Annotated in this window: 21 protein-coding genes; 14 read left to right on the top strand and 7 right to left on the bottom strand. The window is 56.8% G+C overall.

Annotated features, from left to right (window positions below; genetic code table 11):
* Nucleotides 1-26: 26 nt before the first annotated feature.
* The 3 genes from VLX68_15780 to VLX68_15770 form a co-directional block, all read right to left on the bottom strand.
* Entirely contained in the window at nt 27-1,841 is a 1,815-nt protein-coding gene (locus tag VLX68_15780; GenBank protein HUI93708.1) for a TRAP transporter large permease subunit, read from the bottom strand.
* A 54-nt stretch (nt 1,842-1,895) separates the two neighbouring features.
* Nucleotides 1,896-2,252, bottom strand: a complete 357-nt coding sequence (locus VLX68_15775) for a hypothetical protein (protein ID HUI93707.1) — start codon at nt 2,250-2,252, stop codon at nt 1,896-1,898.
* Between the two features lie 94 nt (nt 2,253-2,346).
* The gene (locus VLX68_15770; GenBank protein HUI93706.1) at nt 2,347-4,023 is read right to left on the bottom strand and encodes a DNA repair helicase XPB; all 1,677 of its coding nucleotides are present in this window, start codon (nt 4,021-4,023) and stop codon (nt 2,347-2,349) included.
* 254 nt (nt 4,024-4,277) lie between these two features.
* Between VLX68_15770 and VLX68_15765 the strand changes: the two genes are divergently transcribed.
* The 7 genes from VLX68_15765 (at nt 4,278) to argS (ending at nt 10,616) form a co-directional block, all read left to right on the top strand.
* On the top strand, nt 4,278-5,564 hold the full coding sequence (locus tag VLX68_15765; GenBank protein HUI93705.1) for an adenylosuccinate synthase: 1,287 nt from the start codon (nt 4,278-4,280) through the stop codon (nt 5,562-5,564).
* Between the two features lie 338 nt (nt 5,565-5,902).
* Nucleotides 5,903-6,475 carry a bifunctional nuclease family protein gene (locus VLX68_15760; GenBank protein HUI93704.1) on the top strand — a complete coding sequence of 191 codons (573 nt, stop codon included), beginning with the start codon at nt 5,903-5,905 and terminating at the stop codon, nt 6,473-6,475.
* 599 nt (nt 6,476-7,074) lie between these two features.
* A complete protein-coding gene (locus tag VLX68_15755) occupies nt 7,075-7,614 on the top strand; it encodes a hypothetical protein (protein HUI93703.1) in 540 nt (179 codons plus the stop codon).
* Nucleotides 7,615-7,791: 177 nt separating this feature from the next.
* The gene (gene panD / locus VLX68_15750; protein HUI93702.1) at nt 7,792-8,124 is read left to right on the top strand and encodes an aspartate 1-decarboxylase; all 333 of its coding nucleotides are present in this window, start codon (nt 7,792-7,794) and stop codon (nt 8,122-8,124) included.
* Nucleotides 8,125-8,147: 23 nt separating this feature from the next.
* Nucleotides 8,148-8,576 (top strand): LytR C-terminal domain-containing protein, encoded by a 429-nt coding sequence (locus tag VLX68_15745; protein HUI93701.1) that lies wholly within the window; start codon nt 8,148-8,150, stop codon nt 8,574-8,576.
* 2 nt (nt 8,577-8,578) lie between these two features.
* Nucleotides 8,579-8,950, top strand: a complete 372-nt coding sequence (rsfS, locus tag VLX68_15740) for a ribosome silencing factor (protein HUI93700.1) — start codon at nt 8,579-8,581, stop codon at nt 8,948-8,950.
* A complete protein-coding gene (gene argS, locus VLX68_15735) occupies nt 8,943-10,616 on the top strand; it encodes an arginine--tRNA ligase (protein HUI93699.1) in 1,674 nt (557 codons plus the stop codon). Before rsfS ends, argS begins: the two co-directional genes overlap by 8 nt.
* A gap of 364 nt (nt 10,617-10,980) precedes the next feature.
* On the opposite strand, the gene VLX68_15730 is transcribed toward argS, so the two are convergent.
* Complete coding sequence (locus VLX68_15730) at nt 10,981-13,176, bottom strand: Tex-like N-terminal domain-containing protein (protein HUI93698.1); 2,196 nt, start codon at nt 13,174-13,176, stop codon at nt 10,981-10,983.
* A gap of 486 nt (nt 13,177-13,662) precedes the next feature.
* Entirely contained in the window at nt 13,663-14,343 is a 681-nt protein-coding gene (locus VLX68_15725; protein HUI93697.1) for a TIGR00730 family Rossman fold protein, read from the bottom strand.
* Nucleotides 14,344-14,458: 115 nt separating this feature from the next.
* On the opposite strand from VLX68_15725, the gene VLX68_15720 reads away from it, so the two are divergent.
* The 7 genes from VLX68_15720 (at nt 14,459) to VLX68_15690 (ending at nt 23,898) form a co-directional block, all read left to right on the top strand.
* Entirely contained in the window at nt 14,459-14,980 is a 522-nt protein-coding gene (locus tag VLX68_15720; protein ID HUI93696.1) for a L,D-transpeptidase, read from the top strand.
* The gene (locus VLX68_15715; protein HUI93695.1) at nt 14,964-16,337 is read left to right on the top strand and encodes a Mur ligase domain-containing protein; all 1,374 of its coding nucleotides are present in this window, start codon (nt 14,964-14,966) and stop codon (nt 16,335-16,337) included. Before VLX68_15720 ends, VLX68_15715 begins: the two co-directional genes overlap by 17 nt.
* Before the next feature lie 507 nt (nt 16,338-16,844).
* Nucleotides 16,845-18,650 (top strand): translation elongation factor 4, encoded by a 1,806-nt coding sequence (gene lepA / locus VLX68_15710; protein ID HUI93694.1) that lies wholly within the window; start codon nt 16,845-16,847, stop codon nt 18,648-18,650.
* A gap of 2 nt (nt 18,651-18,652) precedes the next feature.
* Nucleotides 18,653-19,600, top strand: coding sequence for a S26 family signal peptidase (locus VLX68_15705; protein HUI93693.1), 948 nt, complete (start codon nt 18,653-18,655; stop codon nt 19,598-19,600).
* Between the two features lie 30 nt (nt 19,601-19,630).
* The gene (gene trpB, locus VLX68_15700) at nt 19,631-20,821 is read left to right on the top strand and encodes a tryptophan synthase subunit beta (protein ID HUI93692.1); all 1,191 of its coding nucleotides are present in this window, start codon (nt 19,631-19,633) and stop codon (nt 20,819-20,821) included.
* Nucleotides 20,822-20,857: 36 nt separating this feature from the next.
* Nucleotides 20,858-21,661, top strand: a complete 804-nt coding sequence (trpA, locus tag VLX68_15695) for a tryptophan synthase subunit alpha (protein ID HUI93691.1) — start codon at nt 20,858-20,860, stop codon at nt 21,659-21,661.
* Between the two features lie 203 nt (nt 21,662-21,864).
* The gene (locus VLX68_15690) at nt 21,865-23,898 is read left to right on the top strand and encodes a glycosyl hydrolase family 28-related protein (GenBank protein HUI93690.1); all 2,034 of its coding nucleotides are present in this window, start codon (nt 21,865-21,867) and stop codon (nt 23,896-23,898) included.
* 52 nt (nt 23,899-23,950) lie between these two features.
* Here VLX68_15690 and VLX68_15685 read toward each other — a convergent pair whose 3' ends face one another.
* A complete protein-coding gene (locus VLX68_15685; protein ID HUI93689.1) occupies nt 23,951-24,502 on the bottom strand; it encodes a hypothetical protein in 552 nt (183 codons plus the stop codon).
* Between the two features lie 80 nt (nt 24,503-24,582).
* A complete protein-coding gene (locus VLX68_15680; GenBank protein ID HUI93688.1) occupies nt 24,583-25,659 on the bottom strand; it encodes a DUF362 domain-containing protein in 1,077 nt (358 codons plus the stop codon).
* Nucleotides 25,660-25,861 lie beyond the last annotated feature (202 nt).

The following is a 25,861-nucleotide window of genomic DNA, read 5'->3' as shown; positions in this document are numbered from 1 at the left end:
ATATAATGAAACGGCATACCCGAAATTTACCGGCTGATATGCAGCAGGGGGAAAATTCCTGTGGTCACGGCCGGAACATAGGTGATTACCATAAGCGCAATGAAAAGCACGATAAAAAACGGAATGATGGAGCGGGAAATGGAAAGCAGCGGTTTGTTAAAGCGGAATGACGAGAGGAAAAGATTAAGCCCCAATGGAGGAGTGAGATAGCCAAGCTCGAGATTGGCAAGAAAGATCACGCCCAGGTGGACGGGATCAATCCCATACGCCCTGCCGAGCGGAATGACAAGCGGCGCGATCACGATGATGGCGCCGTACACGTCCATGAGGCTTGCGGCGACGATCAGCAGCATATTCAGGATGAGAAGGAAAAGTAGTTTGGAATGGATATACCGCTGCGTAAATCCGGCCAGGTGCTGCGGGATCTGCGCGTCTACCAGATAATAGGAAAGTCCCATGGCCACGGCGAGCAGAATGAGCACGCCTCCCATCACCGGCATGCTTTTGACGCACACGGTGAGCAGCTTGCGCAGAGGGATGTCGCGTGTGACAAGCGTTTCCACGACAATCAGGTAGAGCACCGCGATTGCCGCAGTTTCGACAAGGGTGCAAATCCCCTTGAAAAAAACAACTAATATCAGAACAGGGAGCAGCACTTCCCAAAGTGATTCGCGCAGCGACAGTATCGCGTTCCTTGCATTGAAGGGCACCCGTTTGACTCCGTCCTTTTTCGCGGTCATAAAGGCGTAAACGGCGAGCGCGATCACCATGATGCAGCCCGGGAAAAACGCGCCGATAAAAAGGTGCTTGATGTTGATCTGCGCAACGATCCCGTACATGATGAGCGGCATGCTCGGCGGGAACAGGGTGCCCACGCCGCTTACCGTTACCAGGCCGGTTCCGAACTTTTCCTTGTAACCGTTTTCCATGAGAATAAACAGCAGCAGCCCGCCCAAGGCGAGCACGGTGACGCCGGACGCGCCGGTAAGCGAGGTGAAAAACGTGCAGATGAGGATCGCCGCAATGCCGAGCCCGCCCGGGAGCCATCCGAAAAGTTCCCTGAAAAGTTTCACCAGCCGCTCCCCTGCCTTGCTTTCGGACAGGATGAACCCGGCAAGGGTGAACAGCGGTATCGCGGGAATGTTGGGCCCGGTGAGCAGCGTGTATGCCTCGTTGGGTATTATTTCAAACGAACCCTGTGAAAGTCCGAAAAATAAAAGTGAAAAACCGCCGACAACGATAAAGACCGGCGTCCCGAGAAAAAGGCCTGCCGAAAGTACCACAGCGACGGGCCATGCCATGAAATGGAGATAGGGGCCGCAAATAAATCCGAGTAATGCGATAACGCCCGCTCCGCTTGCCGCGATGATTTTAAAAAGCACCCCCTTCGGCGCGTGCGAAACGAACCTGAGCAGCATCACGGTAAAACCCAGCGGCATCACGTACATCGCCCATTGCAACGGGAAAAATCCGAGTTTGTCGGAAGGGGAAAATGCGGTATTGATAAACGAGACGGAACTCCACCCGATGAAGAGCGTCACCACCACCGAAAGCATGGCGTTTGCGGTCTGGATCCATTCTTTCCACGGAGGGGAAACGTGCTCTATGCCAACCGCAAAACAGAGATGGCGGTCTTCCCGGGAGGTGATCATGGCGCCGAGAAACGTGACGAAAATTACCAGGTGCTTTACGTATTCCGCCGAGCTGTAAACGCCGGTGTGGAATACGCCGCGGGCGATCACCTCGAGCACCGGAAACAAGGCGGTGAGGACGAGTGAAAGGGAGGAGAGGATGTCTTCCGTGAAATGGAAAATTTTCAACGGTAAAAGTTTTGATTTCATATCGGGGATGAAGGGATGTCGTGGGCGAAGGTTACGCCGCCAGTCGGGCAAGGCTTAATGCAGCGGCTTGTAGTACACCGACCTGCTTTCGAGAATCGGATCGTGATTGGCCATTGAAACCTTGACAAAAGCGGAATAATTCCCCTCCATATCCTCGACGACGAACTGGCCGATGAAATGGCCGCTGTTGTCCACAGCGACCGGTATGGTGGGATTTTCCGTTGCGCCGATCATTGCCATCGCGCCGACGGTGGTCACGCCTTCGACGATGATCGTATCCGTGGCGATGGTATCGATATGGTCTTTATAATAAGGCGGCTGGATGATCGTGAGATCCAAAGCGGTTTTGGTCTCACTCACGCACGCAACGAGAACCACGGCGACGAAGGCAATACCCATTCGAATTTTCATGATTTATACTCCTTGAAATCCCAAACAGGAAAAAACTCAGCTTTTACTAAAAGATATACTCCACGCTCGGATGAAATCAAGAGGGCGGCAAAGGCTAATCAAATTCCCGGTACCGTATTTCATACGAATACCCCTGCTCCGTCAGAAACAGTTGCCGGTTCATGGCGAAATCCAGCTCCCTGCTCTCGCGCGTCACGATGGAATAAAACACCGCCTGATCCCCCTGTTTTTTCGGGCGAAGGATGCGTCCGAGACGCTGCGCCTCCTCCTGGCGCGAACCGAACGAGCCCGATATCTGGATCGCGACATTCGCATCCGGTAAATCAACCGCGAAATTGCCGACCCGGGACAGGATGAGCACGCGGATGTCGCCCTTCCGGAACCGCTCGTACAGCTCGTCGCGCCGGTCATTGGGCGTTGAGCCGGTGATCACCGGCTCGTCGAACTCCGCCGCGAACATGGCGAGCTGGGACAAATACTGCCCCATGATGAGCACCTGGTCGTTTTTGTGTTTTTCGAGGAGTTCCTTGACAATAGGGATTTTGCGCGGATTTTCGTAGGCGAGCCGTATCTGTTCGCGCGGGGTCATGCCGAAATATTTGAGCTTTTCCTCCTGCGCAAGGTCGACGCGGATTTCAACGCAACGCGCCGTCGCGATCCATCCCTGGCGTTCGAGATCCTTCCACGGCACGTCGAATTTTTTCGGGCCGATCAGGGTGAACACGTCGTTCTCGTGACCGTCTTCCCGGATGAGCGTGGCGGTGAGGCCGAGTCTTCGGCGCGCCTGGATATCGGCGGTGAACTTGAACACCGGCGCGGGCAGCAGGTGCACCTCGTCGTAGATGATGAGTCCCCAGTTCTGCGAATTAAAAAGTCCCCAGTGGAGAAACGGGTCTGTTTTTTTCTTGCGGTAAGTAAGGATCTGGTACGTGGCCAGGGTGACGGGCCTGACGTCTTTCGATTCCCCGCTGTATTCGCCGATGTCGCCTTCCGCAATGTCCGTCTTGTCAAGCAGCTCGCGTTTCCACTGGCGGGCCGCCGTGACGTTGGTGACGAGGATGAGCGTGCGCCGCTTGAGCAGCGACATCACGTACATGCCGACAATGGTTTTTCCCGCGCCGCACGGCAGCACCACCACGCCGCTGCCGCCCGGCATCTGCGGGTTGCCCGCGTAGCTTTCGGCGGCCTGCTTCTGGTATTCGCGTATGACAAAGGTCACGTTTTCACCGATGATTTTCTTGAGCGAGAGCGGAAAAGCGTCGCCGTCCACATACCCGGCGACATCGTGCACGGGATAGCCGAGCGAAATGAGCGCCTGCTTGATCACCCCCCGGTTCTGAGGAGGCACGCCGTACCGGTATGCGTCGATGGGGTCGCCGATGAGGCCGGCAAGCTTCTGGTTGCGCGCGAGGTGCCTGATCATGTCCGCGTCGGTGCAGCGCAGCGCAAGCCCGTCTCCGTACGCTTCCAGGATGAGCTTGCCGAACCTCGCCATCAGCTCGGAAATTCCCTCGGGAACGTTCTGGGGCAATTCGTATTTGGAAAATGTTTCGAGGAGTTCAACGACGCGGGCGGGCGTCATGCCTAACGCGGCCGCGTTCCACAAAGACAAGGGAGTTATGGAATAGGTGTGTATGTGTTCGGGGCTTTTTTCGAGATGCGCAAAAAGGGTGATCGCGTCCCTCGCATCGGTAAACAGCGGGTTGTTCACCTCGAGCAGGAGCGTGCTGTTGCTCTGGACGATGAGCGGATTATTCAGGTTTGTCGGCATGATTCTTTTTCTTTTTTTACAAGCTTCGGAAAATAACTCATGGGTGATTTTTTTTAAACCATTATTTGATATATTCCAAATATTTCCAGTGGAAAAACCTCTCTTTATCCAAAGGGTTCAAGTCCTGCACCATTGACTATTGTTTTTACAATTAGTAATTTATAATCCGTTGTCACCAGCAACACAGGAAACAGATTATTCCCATACCGCTTTTTAAAAAAAGCGGTATTTTCTTTTTTAAGGAGAATCGCGTCATGCCGAATGCAGTGATTGTTGGCACGCAGTGGGGGGACGAAGGCAAGGCCAAGGTGATCGACTACCTTGCCCGGTTTTGCGACATCGTCGTGCGGTTCCACGGCGGGGCGAACGCGGGCCACACCGTGATCGCCAACAGGGAAAAGTTCGTTTTCCATCTGGTCCCCTCGGGCATCATGTATCCCGGGAAACTCTGCGTGGTGGGCAACGGCGTGGTGCTCGACATCGAGCAGTTTCTCAAGGAAGTGGACGAGCTCCGCGGCAAAAACATCACGGTTGACGGAAGGCTTTTTGTCTCGGACCTCGCCCACCTGGTCATGCCCTACCACAAACTGCAGGACAGCGCAAATGAATCGGCGATGGGCGCGGGAAAAATCGGCACCACCGGCCGCGGCATCGGCCCCGCCTACGCAGACAAGGCCTCGCGCACCGGCCTTCGCGTGGGCGACCTGGTGGAATGGGCGGCATTCTCCGACAAACTCCGGAACAATTTCGAAATAAAGAAACAGCTGCTGTCATTTTACAAACAGCCGATGTCACCTTCCCTCGACGAAATGCTGAAGCGGTACAAAGGACTGCGCGACCGCATGCTTCCCTTTATCGCGGACACGAGCGGGTTGCTTAACATCGCGGCAAAAAACGGAAAAAACCTTTTGTTTGAAGGCGCGCAGGGGACGTTTCTCGACATCGACCACGGCACCTACCCGTTCGTCACCTCGTCGAACACCATTGCCGGCGCGGCGTGCACGGGCGCGGGCGTTGGCCCGTCCCTCATTCACCACGTTGTCGGCATTGTCAAGGCATACACGACCCGCGTGGGCAACGGACCGTTCCCCACCGAGCTTGATAACGCGCTCGGCGAGCGCATCCGCGCCGAGGGCGGCGAATTCGGCGCCACCACGGGAAGGCCGCGGCGCTGCGGCTGGTTCGACAGCGTGCTCTTGCGGCGCTCGGCGCAGCTCAACGGCCTTACGCGGCTCGCCATCACCAAGCTCGACGTGCTCAATTCGCTTGACGAAATACAAATCTGCACTCATTACGAGATCGACGGCAAAAAAGTCGATGTCTTCCCCACCACCATAGAGGCCGCGCAAAAGGCAAGGCCCTGCTACGAAACCATGCCCGGATGGAAAACGGACCTGTCGAAGTGCAAAAAGCTTTCCGACCTGCCAAAAAACGCATTGAAGTATGTCAAGCGGCTGCAGGAATTATGCTATGATCTTCCGCTGCTGCTGGTTTCGATTGGACCGGACAGGACGCAGACGATAGAAGTAGAGCCGTTATAAGATTTCTCAAATAAACTGGGCGGACCGCCCGCGTCTCGATACGCGGCTTAACAGCGGCTACTCGACGACCGGGCGATTTGATGGCCGGCATGAGGCAAACGGCATAATAAAAAACGCAATTTCCTTACCTCATGGAATGAAAATGACAATTCGTTCTTGCTCACCCTCCAGTCCGCCCTGACGCGTCGTCATGCTTCGCTTTGTCAACATGCTTCAGCGGCCCCTGCCGAGACCTCTTTTTCGGCCTCATCACATTTTTTCTAATAGCTCTCTCGTATTTGCCCATGAAGTATTTTTTCAGCGGCTAATTTTTCATCAAGAAAATGGATTTAAAAAACATGCTTCCCGTCGAAATCGTCAACGTCGCTCTTCTCAACAAACGCTTTGTCATTTTTCTCAAAGGCACCACGGACAAGCGCGCGCTTCCCATTTTCATCGACGACCAGCAGGCGCAGTCCATCATCATCCAGATTAACAAAGTGGAAGTCCCGCGTCCCCTCACGCACGACCTGTTCAAGTCGGTGCTCGACTCGCTCGGCGCCGAGATCCTCCGCATCGAGGTCTCCGACCTCATCGACGACACGTTTTACGCGCGCCTCATCATCGATTTCAAGGGGACGATCCTCGATTTTGACGCGCGGCCCAGCGACGCCATCTGCCTCGCCCTGCGCTTCGGCGCGCCGATGTATGTTGCCGAAAAGGTAATGGACAAGGCGGGAATCATCATCACCGAGGAGGGCGGCGAGCCCGAGCTCCCGCCGGCAGAGCCCGAGGCTCCGGAAAAACCGCAGCTGAAATTGTCCCCGCTCGACGCGCTCAAGCAGAAACTCGAAAAGGCCGTCGAGGAGGAGCGGTATGAAGATGCGGCGAAGCTGCGTGATGAGCTGAAAAAGATGACGAGTTCGAATTAACCCATCAAATAAAATTGCGAAATCTGGGCGTTCCCCTCGCCTTCGCTTTGCTCATGCTCGGGCCGGCCGTCCTTCAGGTCTCGGCTTTGCCTCGGGCTGCCACGGTCCCAATATGCCTTCGGCGAGGGCCGGGCAGCACCGCGTTCCAGCGCGGCCTCCAGTCCCGCCTAACAGACTGTTGAAAAACTCGTTTTGAGGTGTTTTCTTGACAAATGCGCTGGCGAAATAAAATCGCCATTTCATGCCATAAAGTCAAGCAATTTTACACCCCCTATGGAGTTTTTCAACAGCCTACTAACGCGCGGGCAAACTTTCGTGGAAAATCAGTGTACCCGTTACCGCAATGCCACCGTCAATTGTGAAATCAAAACGAAACGGATAAATAAACCATCAAATCCGGCCGCTTTTTCATCCAATTAAATCAATAACGCACTTTGAGAACTATGCAAAATTAAGTATTTTTACCCTTGAAATATGCGAAACGGATCACACGCTCCCCGTGCGATTGATTTTATCCAATCATGCATACATTAAAATATTTTCCGCATCTCAGCGCACCTGTTGTACTTTTATTCGGCCTGCTCTGCGGAGCTGCCAACATGACGCCGGCCGACAAGGAGGCGTATGAGAAGCTCGGGCTTTCGGAAACCGAATGGAACAAAATCAAGGACGCGAACCTGCCGCTGTCGAAAGTACACGAAATAATGGCCAGCGGCATCACGGTTTCGGAGTATTTCAGGTATCCGTGGAAAGAGCTTTTCATATCGGAAGAGGACTATATCAAACTGCGCAGGGCGGGCAATTCCGACGCGGAGGTCCGCGAAAGGATTTCACAGAAGCGGACGATCAACGCGGGAAGCGCGGTGCAGAGTTTTTTTATTCCCGGGTTCAACCAGATCAGGCGCGACCAGCCCGTGAGGGGCTGGCTCATGGTGGCCGTGGCGGCAGGTTCCCTCGGCCTGCTCGCCGCGCAGAATTACCGCAGTGCGCGGTTTCAGCCGCTCGGATTGTGCCTGCTGGTCCCGGACCTGCTGTGGAGCGGCATTGACATGAGCGTGCAGGTGGCACGGCAAAAACGGCAGGGCGCAGCATTATTTGTTCCGGAAGATATCGGCATGAGATTTTGTTTTTCGTTTTGATCCGGATAAAAAAAATTTGCCACGGTGACACAGTGCCTAGATGAATAATGATTCAACGGCGGATTTCCGGTCTTTTAATTTTCAACCTCTACCTTCTAACTTTATTTTATTTTTCTCGATACCTCTGTGTCTTTGTGGCAAAGGTTTTTTTGTTTTGACTGGTAAACGGAGCTGACAATGCTGCGAAGTTTTTTAAAGGCGAAAATACGCGATATCATGGTGACCGGCGCCCACCTCGAATACGAGGGAAGCATCACCATCGACGAGGATTACCTCGAGCAGGCGGGCATCCTTCCCTACGAGGAGGTGCACGTCCTCAACCTCGACAACGGCAACCGATTCACCACCTACGTCATCAAGGGAAAGCGCGGCTCGGGTACCGTGGAGCTCAACGGCCCCGCCGCGCTCCTCGGCAAGGTGGGAAACCGGATCATGGTATTGTCATTTGTCTATCTGACGGAAAACGAAATCCCGTTCCACGCGCCGCGCGTCGTGAGCGGGAACAACTGACCGTGACCAAAAGCAGGTAGCGTATGAAAAACGCAGTAATTCTTCTTGTCACCGGCATCGTGCTCATCATCGCCATGGTCGCGGGCCTTTCCGGCACTTCCGCAAAGGGTGCGGCGCCGGCGGAAACTCCCGCGCCGCAGAAATCCGAAGCCGACCAGAAGGTCCCTTCTATCGGCAGAATCCAGGTGCTCAACGGGTGCGGCATTGACGGCGCGGCAAAAACCATGGCCAATTTCCTGCGCGCGAGGAAATTCGACGTCAAGGACGAGGGCAACGCGAAGACCGACAACTATGCCAGAACCATGGTGGTCTCGCACACCAAGGATCAGGCCGTCGCGCGGCAGGTTGCGCAGGCGCTCGGCGTTCAAACGGTGGTCCTCATCCGGAACGGGAGCGACCTGTACGACGTGACCGTGTTCGTGGGCGCCGATTTCAAGGAGCATGTGCGCTGACAATGGCCAAAGGAATCCCCAGAGGCAAGGAGCTCATCCCCCTCATTTCCGAGGCGGCGCTTGACAAAAAAGCAGACGACGTCACGGTGCTCAACCTCAAGCGTGAATCCGGCATCGCCGATTATTTCGTGATCTGCCAGGGGGACAACCCGCACCACAACAGGGCGATACGCGACAGCATCGTGGACGAGCTCGGCGAGCGCGGCGTTTTTCCGTGGCACTCCGAGGGCGAGCAGGACGGCAGGTGGATCCTCATCGACTATTCCGACGTCGTGGTCCACATCATGATCCCGCTGGTCCGCGAGTATTACGCGCTCGAAGAGCTGTGGCCGGCGTCGCCGCCTCGGAGCCAGAACAGGCCGCCGCATGAGTGAGTCCGTTTACCGGCACCTTTCCCGAAGCCTGAAAAGCGCCATTGACAAAGCGTACGGCGGCGCTGCCGGCGGCTTGGACATTTCCATAGAAAAACCCAAGACAAAATCGTACGGCGACCTTTCATCGCCCGTTGCCTTGGGGCTCGCGAAGGTCGTCAAGGAAAGCCCCCCGGTTGTGGCGAAAAAAATAATGGCGGGATTTTCCTGGGACGATGCGTTCGTGCGGCCGGACCCCGGTTTGAAATCAACGGTCACGGGCGGCTTCATCAATTTCAGGCTGAGCGCCGCCTTTCTCCACAGCGTTTTGCATGAGGCGGTCTCGTCGCCGCAGGCTTTCGGCCGCAACCAGGCAGACCCGGCAAAGCGGATGCTGTTCGAGTTCGTGAGCGCCAATCCCACCGGCCCCATGGTCGTGGTGAACGGACGGGCCGCGGCCATCGGCGACACGGTCGCGCGCGTCAATGCATGGATCGGCAACGCCGTGGAGCGCGAATACTACGTCAACGACCACGGCAACCAGGTGGAACTGCTCGGCAAATCGATCCTCTGCCGTTTCAAACAGGCGTCGGGCCAGGACCGTCCCATCCCCGAAGGAGGATACGAGGGCGATTACATTCGCGAATTGGCAATCGAAATCTCCCAAGTCCATCCCGAGGTCGGCCGGATGGAAGATGGCGAGGCAGCGGCGCTGTTCACCCGCGAGGCGCTGGAGCGCATCATGGCGCAGCAGAAGGACATTCTCGAACACTACGGCGTTACGTACGACCGGTGGTTCCGCGAAAGCGAACTTCACAAATCGGACGCCCCGTCACGGACGCTCGGGCTGCTCGAATCGAAGGGACTCGTGGAAGTGAAGGACGGCGCGAAATGGTTCACGGCTGCGCAGTTCGGGGACGAGAAGGATCGGGTGCTCGTGCGCCAGGACGGCTCGCCCACCTACTTTCTCGCCGACCTGTCGTACCATCTGCACAAGGCCTCGCGGGGATACGACGAGTCGTGCACGTTCTGGGGGCCCGACCACCACGGCTATCTTCCCCGGCTCGAGGCCGCGGTGAAGGTGCTTGCGCCCGGCGCGACCGTGTTCAGGAACTTCATCATCCAGCAGGTGAACCTCATCCGCGACGGCAAGCCGTTCAAGATGTCGAAGCGCAAGGGCGATTTCATCACCATCTCCGACCTGCTTGACGAAGTGGGAGTCGACGCGGCGCGGTACTTCTTCCTCATGCGCCGGCTGTCGAGCCATTTCGACTTCGACATGTCGCTCGCGGTAAAGAAGAGCGACGAGAACCCGGTGTATTACGTGCAGTACGCCCATGCGCGCACGTGCAGCCTGCTCGTGCACGCGCGGCAGCAGGGCTTTACCGATGAAGAAATCGCCGCTGCCTCGCCGGCGCTGCTGGCCGCGGCCGAAGAACTCGACCTCATGAAGCGCATCGCCGAATTCCCCACCCTGCTCGTGCAGACCGCGCTCGCCGTTGAGCCGCAGCGCATTCCCGCCTTTCTCGAGGCGTTTGCCGCCGAGTTCCACGTCTTTTACCAGAAGCACCGGATCGTGACGGAAGACAGGCCCTTGTCATGCGCGAGATTGCTGCTGACGTGCGGGGTAAGGAATGTGATTAGATTAGGATTGGATTTATTGGGAGTTTCGGCTCCGGAACGGATGTAACCTCACCCCAGCCCCCTCTCCCACAAGGAGAGGGGAAAACATTATTTCCCCAGAACCGTTTTTCTATAAACATACCGCCACTACGTGACTTAAACTCATCCACGAGTTCTCTCTTGTGAAGTTTATTTGGTTACGGCAGTAAACCGTATGCCGTGCGCAGGACTGGAGGCCGCGCCGGAGCGCGGTGCTGCCCGGACGGCCGCCGCGAAGCGGCATAGCGCCGTGGCAGCCCGAACCGAAGGACGACGACCCTTGTGACCCTTGGAAATCCCTGACGAGGGAGAAGCACCCGAAGGGGTGGACCGGAAGGACGGCCGACCCCGCGAAGCGGGGGAACGCCCGCATTTCTTAAATTCCATGAAGATCAGCGATTCTGGAAGTGATTTGCCAAATCGGAGAGCTGGCGCTTGGAGGGAGCGGCCTTGGGACCCTGATGTCCCAGCCCCTTCATGGAGAGGGAGATCCTGCGCTTTTTGATGTCGACCTTGAGCACGCGGACGCTCACCGTGTCGCCCACGCTCACCACCTGGTCGGCGGACTCCACATAGGTGTCGGCGACCTGCGAGATGTGGATCAGGCCATCGCACACGGCATTGATGTTGACAAACACGCCGAATGGCGTGATGTTGGTGACGCGGCCGGTCACCACCGAGCCTTCCTGGATTTCGGTGAGCTTGAGCTTGTGGCGTGGCCGTGTTGCCGCACCGGCGGCGGCCTGCCGCCGGCCGGCCTGGAGCTGCGGAATGAGCTTTTTCTCGATGAAGAGCTTCTTGGCGAAATCGGATTCCGGAAACGACCGCACCGCCTCGGGATCATTGACAAGCGCGTCGGGCGGGAGCTGCAGGTGGTCGCACATTTCGGCGAGCCACGAAAAATGATCGGGATGCACCATGGTGCGGTCGAGGGCGAACGGTGCGGACGGGATGAGCAGGTATCCCGCGAGACACCGGAACGCGCTTTCGGTGATGCCGGGCACCTTGAGAAGATCGTCCTTTGTTTCGAAAGGTGATTTGAGGCTGCAGCTCGTGATTTCCTTCTTGGCCGCCTCGCTCACGTACGGCTCGAGCAATAAAGCGGGAAGCGTTTCGGCGAGCAAGCTCGACTCAAGGCCGCGGCTAAGCGCCCTTCCGGAGATAATGCGCTCGATATATTCGGCGAGGCGGCTTGACGAAACATACGGCTGCAGCGGGTGCAACGAAAAATATTCTGGTCCGATTTTTGGAAGCAGGCGCAGCGGCTGGAGGTGCATGATCGCGGCCGCAAGCACCTTCTGCATGGGCTCCTCGAGGTCGGCAAATTCCTTTTTCATCCAGGCCGACGCCGCGAGGTCGGGCCGGCCCTCGCCGTGCTTTACTTTTACGATTTTCGGATTCAACGTCAACCCGTCGATCGATTTTGCAATGATCGCCTCGGCCAGCGGTGCGCTCTCGTTGTCGGCGCATATGATCTGTTCGGGCCGGTAGCGCGACACGAACTGCCTGAGCCGCTCGCTCACCACGGGCCGGTCGAGAGGAATCTTTTTCTCGAGCGCCGCGCCGAACAGCCGGCCCCTGTCGTTGCAGGCGACCACGGCGAAACTCTTTTTATCGGCGATGCCGCAGGCGATACAGGCCTTCTCGTCCCCTTCGAGCGACAGCTGCTTTTCGAGCGCGACGTGCATTTCGGAAAGCGCCCAGCTTTCAGCCTCGGTGCGCAGCCGCTGTTTCACGTCACGTTCAGCGATGGGTTGCAAAAGGCGCAGCCAGCTGTCGTCGATGGCCTCGCTGATGACGGAAAACCCCGGCGAATCCGGGTTCACCACGAAATGGTGCTTGAGCAGCTCGGTGATGCGGAACAATTGCACCGTGAGTTTGACGCGAACAAGTTTCTTGTCCTCGCCGGCGAGGAACATCAGCAGGTCTTCTTTCGCAAGCGTCTTTACGGGCAGGGATTTACCGGCGAACTTCGCGAAACGTTCGGCCTCCGGCGTTTTCGATTTCATGGTGATCTCAAAAAAACCGTCGTCGTACATGAACTCGCGCACCATGGTACGGGCGGTCTCGTCGTAGGCGAAGCGTTCGGCGATGATGTCTTTGACATTTGCAACTACGTCGTCCGCGGACGCCAGCGACGGGTCCTTGCCGACGTACGGGGCGACGATGTCGTCGAGGGACGCGGCGCCCTCCTCCTGGCGGAGGATGGCGTCGGCGCATTCGCCGAGGCCCTTTTTCAGCGCGAGCTGCCCCTTGCTCCGCGGGTTGACGCGCTCGGGAAGCAGCATGTCGTCAAGCTCGTTGGAATTGGTGTTGAGGGTGATCTGCTTCTCAAGCTCATCGGTGAGTTTGCCGCTTTTCTTGAGCGCGTTGAGCAGGCGCTTTTTCTTGGGCGCCAGTTCGGCCATGGAGCGGAGGAAATCGTAGATGCTCCACACGCCCGGCGTTTCGAGCTCGGCGGCGACGTTCGGCCGGTAGTCGGCGCAGTACCACGGAGAATATCCCTTCTCATAGCACTCGCACAACTCTTTTGAAAGAGGCTCGGAAATGTTCCATTTGTCCGCGATGTATTTGGAAAATTCTTTCATTACCAGGCTAATGGGGCGTGTCTCCAGTGAACAGCTTTCCCGGATGACACCAGTGAAAAGGTATTTTTAGCGCGGATTTAAATTAAAAGATGCCAGAATGTATTGCAACTTCTTATACAGTATGAATTTTGCATTGAAGGCCGACAAAAGATTTATCGCCGAATATTATCCGTTCCATTAACGAAGCTCCACATGCTTTTTTGTGCATCCTCTTCAATAGTGGTAGTTTTGTGCGCAGTTTTTAGTAGACCTCTATCCTTGTTCTTTATTGAGTTTGAAAAAAAGAGGATGATGTTCCGCGTTAGGGGCGACCGCAGGCCGTCGCTAGAGCGCGGTGCTGCCCGGACGCCGCCGAGAAGCGGCCTCGCGCCGTGGCAGCCCGAGCCGAAGGCGAGACCGGAGGAAGAACCGGTGCCGTGACCGGCATGCGCTATGATTATTTAGGCAGTTATGAGACAGGCTGAGCTTCCCCCACCAGATAATTTATCAGGCGAAATTTACCTGCGTCTGCCGCTTCTTCATAAACGCATTGATAATCGCCACCGCCTCCTTCGGGTCGTCGGTGAGCTTGACAAGATCCAAATCCTCCTTGGAAATGTAACCTGCGCTGCGCATACCGTTACGCATCCAGGAAAGCATGCCCTCCCAGTATTTTTTCCCCATCATGACCACCGGCAGCGTGTCGATCTTGTGCGTCTGAATGAGGGTGAGCGCCTCGAACAGCTCGTCCATGGTGCCGAACCCGCCGGGCAGCACGATGACCGCAGAGGTGTACTTGAGGAACATCACCTTGCGGCAGAAAAAATGCCTGAAGCTCAACAGTAGCTTGATGTATTTGTTGGGAACCTGTTCAAACGGCAATTGGATATTGAGGCCGATGGACGTTCCGTTCGCCTCGAATGCTCCCCTGTTCGCCGCCTCCATGATGCCGCCGCCGCCGCCCGTAATCACGCCGTAGCCGTTTTTCACCGCATGCGACGCGACCGAGCGCGCCATTTCGTAATAGGGGTCGCCCTCGGGCATGCGCGCTGAGCCGAATATGGTGACGCACGGCCCGACCTTTGAAAGCGTCTCGAACCCCTCGACGAATTCGGCCATGATGCGGAAGATGCGCCACGTGTCTTCGTGTGACGGCGGCTGGTTCAGGGAAACTGGCTTGTCATTCATGAGCATGAGCCTTTCTGTTTTGCCGTATCGTTTGCGGATATTGATTATATTTTATTACGTAAAATATGTCTATGACAACCTTGGCTGATATTTTTCCTTAAGAGAAATCGGCTGCATGAGGGATTACTCATCGGCGGAAAATAAAATCAAACGGGCGCTCGGCTCCGTTCCGGAACGCTTTCTGCTTGTTGACACGTCGAAACAGCGATTGTCTGTCATAGAAAGCGGCGCATTAGTCAAAGAATACCCTGTTTCAACCTCCAAGTTCGGCACGGGAAACAACGAGGGCTCCTTCAAGACGCCCAGGGGCGTGCACCGGGTGAGGGAAAAATACGGGCACGGCGCGCCGGCCGGAAGGGTGTTCCGCGACCGTCTTGACACAGGCGAAGACTGGCCCGTGGGCGCTCCCGGCGGCAACGTGATCCTATCGCGCATCCTGCGCCTCGAGGGGTGCGAAGAGGGCGTTAACCGCGGATCCGGCATTGATTCGTACGAGCGGTACATCTACATCCACGGCACCAACAACGAGGCGGCGGTCGGCTCGCCCGCGTCGCACGGGTGCGTGTGCATGAAAAACAGCGACGTCATAGATTTGTTCGACATCGTCCCGGAGGGCACCGTTGTCCTTATTGATTAACGCGACATCCTGCAACGGCCTGCATTTTACCGGCGTGCTCGGCTCGGGCATGAGCGCGATCGCGCAGTATTGTGCGTGGGACGGCCTGACCGTTTCGGGATCTGACCGGCTGATCGGTTCCCCGGAAGTCAAGGACACCGAGGACAAGCTCGCCGCGCTGGGCTGCGCCCTGTTTCCCCAAGACGGTTCGGGCGCTGCCGCGGCCGACGCCGTGGTCGTGTCAACCGCCATAGAGGAATCAAATCCGGACATCGCGGCCGCGCGCAAGCGCGGCATTCCCGTGTTCCACCGGTCGGACGTGCTCGCTGCGATCGCGGAAACAAAAAAGACCATCGCCGTCGCGGGCACGAGCGGCAAGTCAACGGTCACGGCCATGATTTGGGAATTTCTGCAGGGTTGTCTCAAGGACGCGTCGCTGATCACCGGCGCGGGGCTTTTAAGGCTCGAGGAGCAGGGGCACATCGGCAACGCGCACAAAGGCTCGTCCGACCTTCTCGTCATAGAGGCCGACGAAAGCGACGGCACCTGCGCCAAGTACAAGCCGTACCTGAGCGTTTTTCTCAATGTTTCGAAAGACCACAAGCCCGTTGCCGAGACGCTTGAGCTGTTCGTGACGCTCGCGCGGCAGTCACAAATCGTTTTTGCCAATGCCGACGACCGCCAGCTTGACATCCTCAAGCCCTCCCGCACCTTCGGCGCGGCCGGGACCTACGCGCCTTCCAGCGTGATTTCGGTGACGCCCCGGGTTTCATTCATGCGTGAAACCGTCAGCTATTCCCTGCCGCTTCCCGGCCAGCACAACCTTTCGAACCTGCTCGCTGCCCTTTCGGTATGCGACTTTCTCGGGTGCAGCGACGCGAGCCTGGTCAAGTCGGTCGCCGGTTACCGCGGCGTCAAGCGCAGGTTCGCCGTTTCAACCCTGCCCCGCGACATCAAGGTGATCGACGATTACGCGCACAATCCCGAAAAGATAAAGGCCGCGCTTCAGACCGCGCGCGGGTTTGCGAAGCGCGTGCTCGCCGTGTTCCAGCCGCACGGCTTCGGCCCCACGCGCTTTCTCAAGGACGACCTCGTTGCCATGTTCTCGCAGGAATTGACGAATGACGACACGCTGTTCCTGCTCCCCATCTATTACGCCGGAGGAACGGCGACCAAGGATATCTCATCGGAACAGATAGTATCCCTTGTAAAGCGGCGAGGCAAGACCGCGGTTTCGGTTCACTCCCGAGAAGAACTCGTTTCCCTCATAAAGCAAAATGCCCAGCCGGGCGACGCGGTGCTGGTGATGGGCGCGCGGGACCCGTCGCTGCCGGGGCTGGTGGAGGAGATAAAAAAAGCGTTGGAAGAAATGAAGTAAACTGGTTGGATTTGGATTGCGCGTTGAGACCTCACCCCGGCCCTCCGGGCCACCCCTCTCCGAATCGGAGAGGGGAAATAAAACTTCAACAGACTCGCATGCCCCGGGCTGCAAATATACCGCCGCTTCGCGGTTTGATAAATATCAGATTTAATCAATCATCAATATTCTGCTCTTGTATCAACGGGAGATTGCTTCGTCGTCACCTCCTCGCAATGACATTGACTATTTGCTCATGCCAATTAACAGGATTGCGGCAGTGATCCGTTTGCCGCGCGCCAGGCCGGACTGGAGTGGTGAGCTGGAGCGAATTGCCGGCCGACCCCGCCGATAGGCATCGGGGCGGTCCGGCAACGAGGCCAAGGGCCGAGCCCGGAAGGAGGGCCGGTGCCGGAGGCAGGCGCCCATTTTTATATTTTGATTTATTATTTGCGTCCTTTAATACCTCTCCCCCATTTTGTATTTTTAAGCGTCATCCAAATTAAAATTGAAAATTTTCCGGAGCATTTGTCGTTGCAAGACCCGAAATTCATCCGCAATTTCTGCATCATCGCGCACATCGACCACGGCAAATCCACGCTCGCGGACCGTTTCCTCGAGCTCACCGGCACCGTGGCCAAGGACCGGATGCAGGACCAGATCCTCGACGACATGGACCTGGAGCGCGAGCGCGGCATCACCATCAAGTCGCACCCGGTGCGCATGACCTACCGCGCCGCCGACGGCAACGACTACTGCTTCAACCTCATCGACACGCCGGGCCATGTTGACTTTTCGTACGAAGTGTCGCGGTCGCTCGCCGCGTGCGAGGGCGCGGTGCTCGTGGTGGACGCGAGCCAGGGCATCGAGGCGCAGACCCTCACCAACGTGTACCTCGCGCTCGACAACGACCTCGAGATCATACCGGTGATGAACAAGCTCGACCTGCCCTCGGCCCATCCCGACGACGTCGCGAAGCAGATTGCCGACCTTCTCGGCATAGATCCTTCAACGATTCTCAGATGCAGCGCGAAATCGGGCGAAGGCGTTCCCGCCATTTTGGAGCGCATCGTTGAGCGCGTGCCGCCGCCCGAGGGCAATGCCGACACGCCGCTCAAGGCGCTCATCTTCGATTCGAAGTTCGATTCGTTCCGCGGCGCGGTGGCCTACGTTCGGGTGTTCGACGGCGCCATGAAGGCGCGCGACATGGTGCGGTTCTTCAACACGGGCAGCGAGCACGAGGTGATGGAGGTGGGATATTTCAGGCTGGGCAGGATGCCCGAGGACGCGCTCACGCCGGGCCAGGTGGGCTATGTTATCGCAAATGTCAAGACCGTATCGGACATAAAAATCGGCGACACCATCACGAGCAAGAACAACGGCGCCGAAGAGCCGGTCGCCGGGTACAAGGAAGTGAAGCCCATGGTGTTTTCGGGCCTGTATCCGGTTGACAAGGACGACTACGAGAACCTGCGCTCGTCGCTGGAGAAGCTCAAGCTCAACGACTCGTCGCTCTACTACGAGCCCGAGACCTCAACGGCGCTGGGGTTCGGCTTCCGCGCAGGGTTCCTCGGCCTCCTCCACATGGAGGTGGTGCAAGAGCGGCTGTTCCGCGAGTACAACGTCAACATCATCACCACGGTGCCAAACGTGCGGTACAAGGTGCTCACGAGAAACAAGGAGGAGATTTTCATCGAGAGCCCGGCAAAGCTCCCGCCGCCCAATTACGTGGAGACCGTCGCGGAGCCGGTTGACAAGGTGCAAATCATCACGCCCACCGAGTTCGTCGGCGCCATCATGAAGCTGTGCGAGGAAAAACGCGGCGTCATGGGCACCATGGAATACCTCGAGCCCACCCGCGTGTGCATGCATTACAAAATGCCCCTGTCGGAGATCATCATCGATTTTTTCGACAAGCTCAAGAGCATCTCGAAGGGCTATGCTTCCATGGACTACGAGTTCGATTCGTTTGCGGAGAATGATCTTGTCAAGCTCGACATCCTCATCAACGGCGCGCCCGTGGACGCCTTCTCCACCATCATCCACAAGGACCACACCTACGCCTACGGCCAGATGATCACCTCCAAGCTCAAGGAGCTCATCCCGCGCCAGCAGTACGAGGTGGCGATCCAGGCGGCCATTGCCGGCCGCGTGATCGCGCGCACCACGGTGAAGGCGTTCCGAAAGGACGTGACCGCCAAATGCTACGGCGGCGACATCACGCGCAAGCGCAAGCTGCTCGAAAAGCAGAAAGAGGGAAAGAAGCGCATGAAACAGGTGGGCAACGTGGAAATCCCGCAGGAAGCCTTTCTTGCCATTCTGAGCCGGGAGTGACCATGGCCTACAATTCTGCAGCGCCGGTGGACGGCCGCGTCGCAGTTTACCGCATTGTCAAGTTCACCTTTCTCGTTGCGCTGGTCGCGCTCGCGATAAAGTTTTTCCTGCTCGACACGTTCCCGGTCCGCACCGACCAGATGGATCCCGCCATCAAAGACGGCGACCGCGTCGTGGTATTCAAAACACTTCACGTCTGGCCGTTTAATGTTTTTTTGGTTCCGCTTCGTAAAAGCCCAGTGGTATTCGCCAACCCGCAGACGGGCCGAAAGCCGTCGTGCCTGCGCGTCGCCGCGGTCTCGGGCGACAGCATCGTGATAAGCTCCGGCAAATGCCTCATCCTCAACCGGCATACTTCGGCGTTTTCGTCAAAGTCGCCGTTTGAGGAACTGCTGCCGCCCGACTATTCGCCCCGCGATTCAATGCCGGCGTATTGTTTGCCGCGAAAGGGCGCCACAGTTTCCCTAGATTCGCTTTCCCTGCGGGACTTTTTCTTTGCCGCTTCGCTCATTCACCAGGAAAATCCAGGCGATATTTTTCGGATGAAACCGGCGGTGTTCTTCGACGGGACGCCGGCGGACAGCTTTGTCGTCAAGGACTTTTATCTCTACAAGGGCCGGCTCGATTCCGTGCCCGCAAAATTCGAGTACGACTGGTTTTTCTGGGACAGGATGCGCGATTATCTTGTCAAATCAAACAACGGCAAAAACGTGCAGTTGTGTTTCGCCCTCGAGAGAAACGGGGCGAGAATGTACGATTACACCTTTAAAAAAACAGGTATATTCCTTATTGCCGATGATTGGCAGAAGGGATTCGATTCGCGCTATTTCGGGCCGGTGGTTTCATCATCTGTCAAGGGAAGAATTATTTGTGTTCTGTGGAGTTTTGGAAAAAGCGTGGAAGGGAAATCTTATTTCAGAATCGACCGTTTGTTTAAAATCATCAAATAAAAAAGAATTTTTCGGATTGATGAATCAACTATGAAGACCAAAGGATATTTCGGATCGTTCGGCGGCCAGTATGCGCCGGAAACCCTTATGCCCGCGCTCGCGGCCATCGAAAAGGCGTACAATACCGCGAAACGCGACAAGGCATTTATAAACGAATTCCACTCGCTTCTCCATGACTATTGCGGCCGCCCCACGCCGCTTTACTTTGCGAAAAGTCTCACGAAACGTCTCGGCGGCGCGAAGATCTACATAAAACGCGAAGACCTCAACCATACCGGCGCGCATAAGATCACCAATTCCCTGGGCCAGTCGCTTCTCGGAACATACATGGGAAAGACGCGCGTTATCGCGGAGACCGGCGCGGGCCAGCACGGCGTCGCCACGGCCACGGCCGCCGCGCTCCTCGGCCTTTCGTGCGACATTTACATGGGCACGGTTGACATGGCGCGACAGCGGCCCAACGTGTTCCGCATGGACCTGCTCGGCGCAACGGTGGTCCCGGTGGAAAGCGGCAACAAGACGCTCAAGGACGCGGTGAACGAGGCCCTGCGCGACTGGACGCTTTCCTGCCCGAACACGCATTATGTATTCGGCTCCGCGCTCGGGCCCCACCCGTTCCCGACCATCGTGCGGGACTTTCAAAGCGTGATCGGCAAGGAAACGCGGCGGCAGATAATAGCCCAGGCCGGAAGGCTTCCCGACGAAATCGTCGCATGCGTTGGAGGCGGCTCGAACGCCATAGGAATCTTCTCGACGTTCCTGAAAGACAAGCAGGTGAAGCTCACCGGCGTGGAGGCCGGAGGGTTCGGCCTTGCCACGAACAAGCACGCCACTCGGCTCACGCCGACAAAACTGTCGCGTCCCGGCGTATTGCACGGCTCGCTTTCCTACGTGCTGCAGGACGCAAACGGCCAGATCGCCGTCACGCATTCGGTTTCCGCGGGGCTCGACTATTCGGGCGTGGGACCGCAGCATTCCCATTTGTATACCAGCGGCCGGGCGAAATATACGTATGCTACCGACAAGCAGGCGGTTGCCGCGTTCCGCATGCTCTGCGAATGCGAGGGCATCATTCCGGCGCTGGAGTCGGCGCATGCGTTTGCCTATGCGATGAAACAAGCGCCGAAGATGGGAAAAGAAAAGATCATGATTGTCAATCTGTCGGGACGGGGGGACAAAGACATATTCCATGTGGCGGATTATTTGGGGATGAAGGTATAAGAGGGAAAAACAATAACGTGGAAATCCAATAATCACATGAATCGTTATCAGAAGACATTTGCGGCATTGAAGCGGAAAGGGCAAATCGCCTTTATCCCGTTTGCTGTTGCGGGTGACCCCGACCTGAAAACCAGCGAGGCGATTTTCAAGGCATACATCGACGGCGGCGCCGATGTCCTTGAAATCGGGTATCCTTTTTCCGATCCCGTAGCAGACGGCCCTATCAATCAGCGCGCCGCGATACGATCCATCAATTGCGGGCTTGTGCACGCGTCGTTTTTCAAGCTCGTTGAAAAGATCCGTTCCTACGCCGATTGTCCCATAGGAATCCTGATGTACGCGAATTCGGCCCGTCACCTCGGCTACGATGTTTTCTGTAAACGCGCGGCGGACGCGGGAATAGACAGCCTGCTTGTTGCAGACATGCCCCCCGAAGAATCGGTTGGCCTCGCGTCCTCAATGAGAAAGCGCGGACTCAAGACCGTTTACATCGTCTCGGAGCTCACCCCGGCCGAGCGCATGCGGTATATCTGCAAACACGTTTCCGGGTTCGTGTATGTAGTTTCGCGGCTCGGCCCCACCGGCGTTCAGAAAAAAATCAATGTCACGGTTGACAAAACGCTCGCCCGACTCCGCGGCGTCACCGATAAACCGCTGTGCGCGGGGTTCGGGATTTCAACGCCGGGGCATGTGCAACGCATGAAGGCGGCAGGCGCGGACGGGGCGATCGTGGGAAGCGCGCTGGTGAAAATTATTGAGGATAACCTGAAGAACAAACCGAGGATGATTCGTCTGCTGTCAGACAGCGTGAAAAAGTTCAAGGAAGCGACAAAGGAATAAAATTGAGAGCTGGAAGTTTAACGTTGACTCTTCAAAAATTGAGCACCAGATAGAATAATCCTTCTTCGCGCTCAATTTAATTATATATAGCTTTCCTAAACAGAGTAATGTCAATCTCCCTTCTTTCGCTACCACCGGTAATTATTATTATTCATAGATTACAGATCCATTTCAAGAAATAATCAAAAGCCGGAGAAAGTACGATGCTTTCAATCCCTCACTTCAAACAGGTATCCAACTTTCCGATTATCATATCATTTTTTCTTTTCCTGAACTCTCAATTTGCCACCGCCCAGACCATTGGCGCCACCACGCCGTTCACTACGCTCGAAGCAGAAGCGGGGACGCTTTCCGGCGGGGCGGCCGTCCGCGCTTTGCAGACCATCCCGGCCAACGCGCTGTCAAGCCCGGAACTCGAAGCCTCGGGAAGGGCATTCGTTGAATTGAACGCAACCGGCGAATCGGTCTCCTGGACAAACCCGGTGGACAGCGCCAACACGCTTGTCATACGCGAAAGCATCCCCGACGCGCCGGCCGGCGGCGGGATCGACGCGACACTTGACCTGTACGTTGACGGCGCGCTTCGCCAGGCGGTCCCGCTCACGTCGCGCCAGACCTGGGTGTACGACGGCACCAACGGCAACAACAACGGCATGGACCAGAACCCTGCAACGGGCGGGCCGCATGTGTTCTACGACGAGGCGCGCGTGCACATCCAGGGCGCGGCAATCGCAAAGGGTTCAACCATCATGCTCAAAAAAGATGCCGCGAACATTGCGGCGTTTTATTACATCGATTGCATCGACCTCGAGAGCGCCGCGCCCAAGCCCCGTCCGGCAAACTCGCTGTCGGTGGCGGATTACGGCGCGACCGGGACCGACACCGCAAATGTCAACACGGCTTTCAACAACTGCTGCTCTGCGGCGAAATCGCAGGGCAAGACCGTTTGGGTCCCCGCCGGAACATACTACTTCAACTCGAACTTCAGCCCGAACGGCGTCACCATAGCGGGCGCGGGAATGTGGTACACCACGCTGTACTTCACCATGGGCCAGATCCAGGCCGTGTCGTGCACGCTGCAGGACTTCTGCGTGGACGCCGTGACCGTGCAGCGCGACCAGGGCATGGGCGGAGTGAACATCGCGGGAACCAACTGGCTCATCGACCGGGTATGGGCCATCCACGGCTGCTGGGCCGGTTTCTGGGCCTGCGGCACCAACGGCACCATCCAGAATTGCCGTTCGTCAATATGCTGGGGCGACGGCCTCAACCTCAATAACGGCTCCGCCGGCAACAACGTGGGGACCAACCTCCTGGCCCAGAACAACTTCACTCGCGGCTGCGGCGACGACGGCGCCACTGTTTATTCGGTGTCCTCATCCCAGGAAATCAACGGCGCCACGCTGCGCAACAACACCACGGTGGCCATGTGGTGGGCCAACGGCCTGCGCATCGCGGGCGGTAAAAACGTGCGCGCGGAAAACAACCTTATCATGGACGACGTCAAGGAGTCCGGCATTTACATCGGCGTGTTCGGTTCCGATGGGAACAACCTTGACTCTTGCGTGGTCACCGGCAACGTGGTGCTGCGCTGCGGCGGCAGGCGCGACCCGGCCGGCATGGCAATCAACGCCTCACCCGGCGCCAAATTCGTGAACGTGACCATCGCGGACAACACCATCAGGGACGCGCAGTTCTACGGCATGCTGATCGGAAGCGACAGCGTGGTGATGAACGTTAGGCCCGGCAACATCATAGACCACCCGGCGCAGACCGCAATCTATGTGCAGCCCGGCGCCGTTGGCTCGGCGTATTTCGATTCCAACGCTCTTGTCAACCGGGTTCCCGGCCAGCTCGCATACAAAAACGACGCGCCGTCCACCTTCAAGGTGACGTTCGGACACAATAGCGGGTTCCCGGATACGCTGCCGGCGTCGGATGTCAAGCGGCAAGCGGTATCATCCGTAAACGCCAATAAATTCTTGGCCGTTCATTTCCAAAATGGATTGCATGTCGGCTATTTTGTGGAAGGCGCCAAAGCATCGGCTGAGATTTCGCTTTTTAACTCGCTTGGACAAGCGGTGATGAAGCGCCGGCAAATTGCTCCGCACGGCGGGAACGAGTATGTCTGTCCTGTCAATGGATTAAGCCCGGGAGTCTACGTCGTGAGGGTTTCGCTGGGCGGTGAAAACAATTCTATGACGTCAAGCAACGTCGCGGCGGTGAATGTAAAATAAAACCCGTTACGAAAAACGTACCGAATGAAGCAAAGTCCTGCCAAACAAACGACTACTTCCCTTTTTCTTTCTTCTTTGCGGTGAGGGCCGCGACAAGCGCCCGCGCGTCCTTCAAGGCGGGGTCCAGCTTGTCGTATCCGGTCAAGTTCATCTCAAAGTAAAACGTCCCGCTGTAACAACACACCTCGCACCCGCCGATGACCTCATCATAAAAAGCGCCCAGCGCCGCAAGCCCCGCCAGCGGTTTCGGCTCGGAAGCGGTCGCCTGCCGGTGGTTGACCATTCCCTGCGCGCCGCCGGGTTTGTTGAAATCCTCGATATATAACTCCGCGGTCTTCTTTCCGGCGCTGTCAAGCTTCACCACGATGCCGTCGACCATGCCCATCTTGATGTATTCATCCGCTCCCCCGTCGATGATGTCGTACAGGCCATGCGGGACAAAATACCGGTATTGGTCCTTCTGCTCGGTCCATCCGGCACAAGCGCTGACCGAGGACCGGAAAGCAACGAACTTGGCGGAGTCCGGTTTTTCCCCTGCGTAAATGGCGGACGCTGCTAGATGAAGGGCCACATACAACAGGAGGCATGATTGCAGTTTTCTCATGACTGAACCTCTCAGCGACGAATGTTGTTTTGACCGTACATCAATAATCCGGAAAAATTCTGTCCGTATGCTTTCAACGATCACCCTTTCACCGGCTCGACCTTGACAAAATCAAGCTTTTCAAGGTCCGAATACCCGAAATCCGACATGAGGCGGCCGAGTTCCGGCGGATGGGTGCATCCCATGAGCGGCTCGCGGATGCGGCGCGCCGTGATATAATCGACCGCGGGTGAAAGAGTCCCCATCACGAGTGCGCCGGGCCGCTTGTTGGGCGCGCCCATGGGGCCCTTGGTCTGCGCCCACAGCGAATCAACGACGCAGAGCTGCTGGCGCACCGGTTCCCCGCCGAGGATCGCCTCCGATTTGTTAAACGCGATGATATAATTGAGCCCTCCGCCCAGATGAATCGGCATGGCCTCGAACGTGCCCGCGTGGTTTTTCATGGTCATGGAAGTGCCCGCAAGGTGGTGGCCCCTGTTCACCGCGATGTTGACCAGGATGTCGATGGAGCCTTTCGCGATCGCCGCCGAGCACTTGAAATGGCCCGCATGCGGCGCGGGAACAGGAGCGTCGATCGTGCCGCCGAGCACGTCGTTTTTGTTGCTCATCACCACGCCGGCGGGAAGCTTGGTGCCTGCAAAACCGCCGAACTTCTCCTTTGCGCCGCCGCAGCCGTCATAAATGATGATCTTGGCCGGCTGCACGCCCAGGCCGATGAGCGCCTTGCACACCGCGTCGATGACCGCAACGCGAGGGTTGTTGGGCATAAAGCAATTCGGTTTGATCGCCACCGTGACGTCCTGCCATTCCTTTGACGCGGGCTTGCGGAAAATGCTCCCCCACGCCTCGTGCGCCGAGTTTTTCTGCGCAAGTGCGCATGCCATCGCGTCCATGGTACGGAGCACTTTTTCGTGGTCGACGGGTTCGTTCTGCGACACGATGTCCCATGACTTCGGATCCGACTTCATCATCGCGGGATCGATACAGCACACCACGCGGAGGTTATCGATGGAAGGATTGATCCGCTTGCCGTTGGTCCAGCCGCCTTTGATTTCGTCACCGAAGGCGGAAACGGCGGACGAGGCAAGGATGCCGGCGGTGGCGCCAGTAGCAGAGGAAAGGAAATCGCGACGGGAAATGGATTCTTTTTGTTTCACAAAATCGCTCCTTTTCTTTTCATCGTTATGCATAAAATACATCTGAAAAATTTAACTGTTAAAAAAAGCGCCAAAACTACGATGATACTACGGATATAAAACCGTCCACATTGCGGATGAAACGATAAAACGGTATTTTATCAGTAAGCGAATTATTAAAACCATGCAATTATTAATATTTTATCTCTTTCTAAGGACAGTG

Source organism: Chitinivibrionales bacterium, assembly GCA_035516255.1.
Classification (GTDB): Bacteria; Fibrobacterota; Chitinivibrionia; order Chitinivibrionales; family FEN-1185; genus FEN-1185.
This window is presented reverse-complemented; position numbering and strand designations above follow the sequence as displayed.

What these genes read in the sequence shown, in the direction of transcription:
- VLX68_15780 (HUI93708.1), bottom strand. Translation starts at nt 1,841, where the DNA reads ATGAAATCAAAACTTTTACCGTTGAAAATTTTCCATTTCACGGAAGAC.
- VLX68_15775 (HUI93707.1), bottom strand. Translation starts at nt 2,252, where the DNA reads ATGAAAATTCGAATGGGTATTGCCTTCGTCGCCGTGGTTCTCGTTGCG.
- VLX68_15770 (HUI93706.1), bottom strand. Translation starts at nt 4,023, where the DNA reads ATGCCGACAAACCTGAATAATCCGCTCATCGTCCAGAGCAACAGCACG.
- VLX68_15765 (HUI93705.1), top strand. Translation starts at nt 4,278, where the DNA reads ATGCCGAATGCAGTGATTGTTGGCACGCAGTGGGGGGACGAAGGCAAG.
- VLX68_15760 (HUI93704.1), top strand. Translation starts at nt 5,903, where the DNA reads ATGCTTCCCGTCGAAATCGTCAACGTCGCTCTTCTCAACAAACGCTTT.
- VLX68_15755 (HUI93703.1), top strand. Translation starts at nt 7,075, where the DNA reads ATGACGCCGGCCGACAAGGAGGCGTATGAGAAGCTCGGGCTTTCGGAA.
- panD (HUI93702.1), top strand. Translation starts at nt 7,792, where the DNA reads ATGCTGCGAAGTTTTTTAAAGGCGAAAATACGCGATATCATGGTGACC.
- VLX68_15745 (HUI93701.1), top strand. Translation starts at nt 8,148, where the DNA reads ATGAAAAACGCAGTAATTCTTCTTGTCACCGGCATCGTGCTCATCATC.
- rsfS (HUI93700.1), top strand. Translation starts at nt 8,579, where the DNA reads ATGGCCAAAGGAATCCCCAGAGGCAAGGAGCTCATCCCCCTCATTTCC.
- argS (HUI93699.1), top strand. Translation starts at nt 8,943, where the DNA reads ATGAGTGAGTCCGTTTACCGGCACCTTTCCCGAAGCCTGAAAAGCGCC.
- VLX68_15730 (HUI93698.1), bottom strand. Translation starts at nt 13,176, where the DNA reads ATGAAAGAATTTTCCAAATACATCGCGGACAAATGGAACATTTCCGAG.
- VLX68_15725 (HUI93697.1), bottom strand. Translation starts at nt 14,343, where the DNA reads ATGAATGACAAGCCAGTTTCCCTGAACCAGCCGCCGTCACACGAAGAC.
- VLX68_15720 (HUI93696.1), top strand. Translation starts at nt 14,459, where the DNA reads ATGAGGGATTACTCATCGGCGGAAAATAAAATCAAACGGGCGCTCGGC.
- VLX68_15705 (HUI93693.1), top strand. Translation starts at nt 18,653, where the DNA reads ATGGCCTACAATTCTGCAGCGCCGGTGGACGGCCGCGTCGCAGTTTAC.
- trpB (HUI93692.1), top strand. Translation starts at nt 19,631, where the DNA reads ATGAAGACCAAAGGATATTTCGGATCGTTCGGCGGCCAGTATGCGCCG.
- trpA (HUI93691.1), top strand. Translation starts at nt 20,858, where the DNA reads ATGAATCGTTATCAGAAGACATTTGCGGCATTGAAGCGGAAAGGGCAA.
- VLX68_15690 (HUI93690.1), top strand. Translation starts at nt 21,865, where the DNA reads ATGCTTTCAATCCCTCACTTCAAACAGGTATCCAACTTTCCGATTATC.
- VLX68_15685 (HUI93689.1), bottom strand. Translation starts at nt 24,502, where the DNA reads ATGAGAAAACTGCAATCATGCCTCCTGTTGTATGTGGCCCTTCATCTA.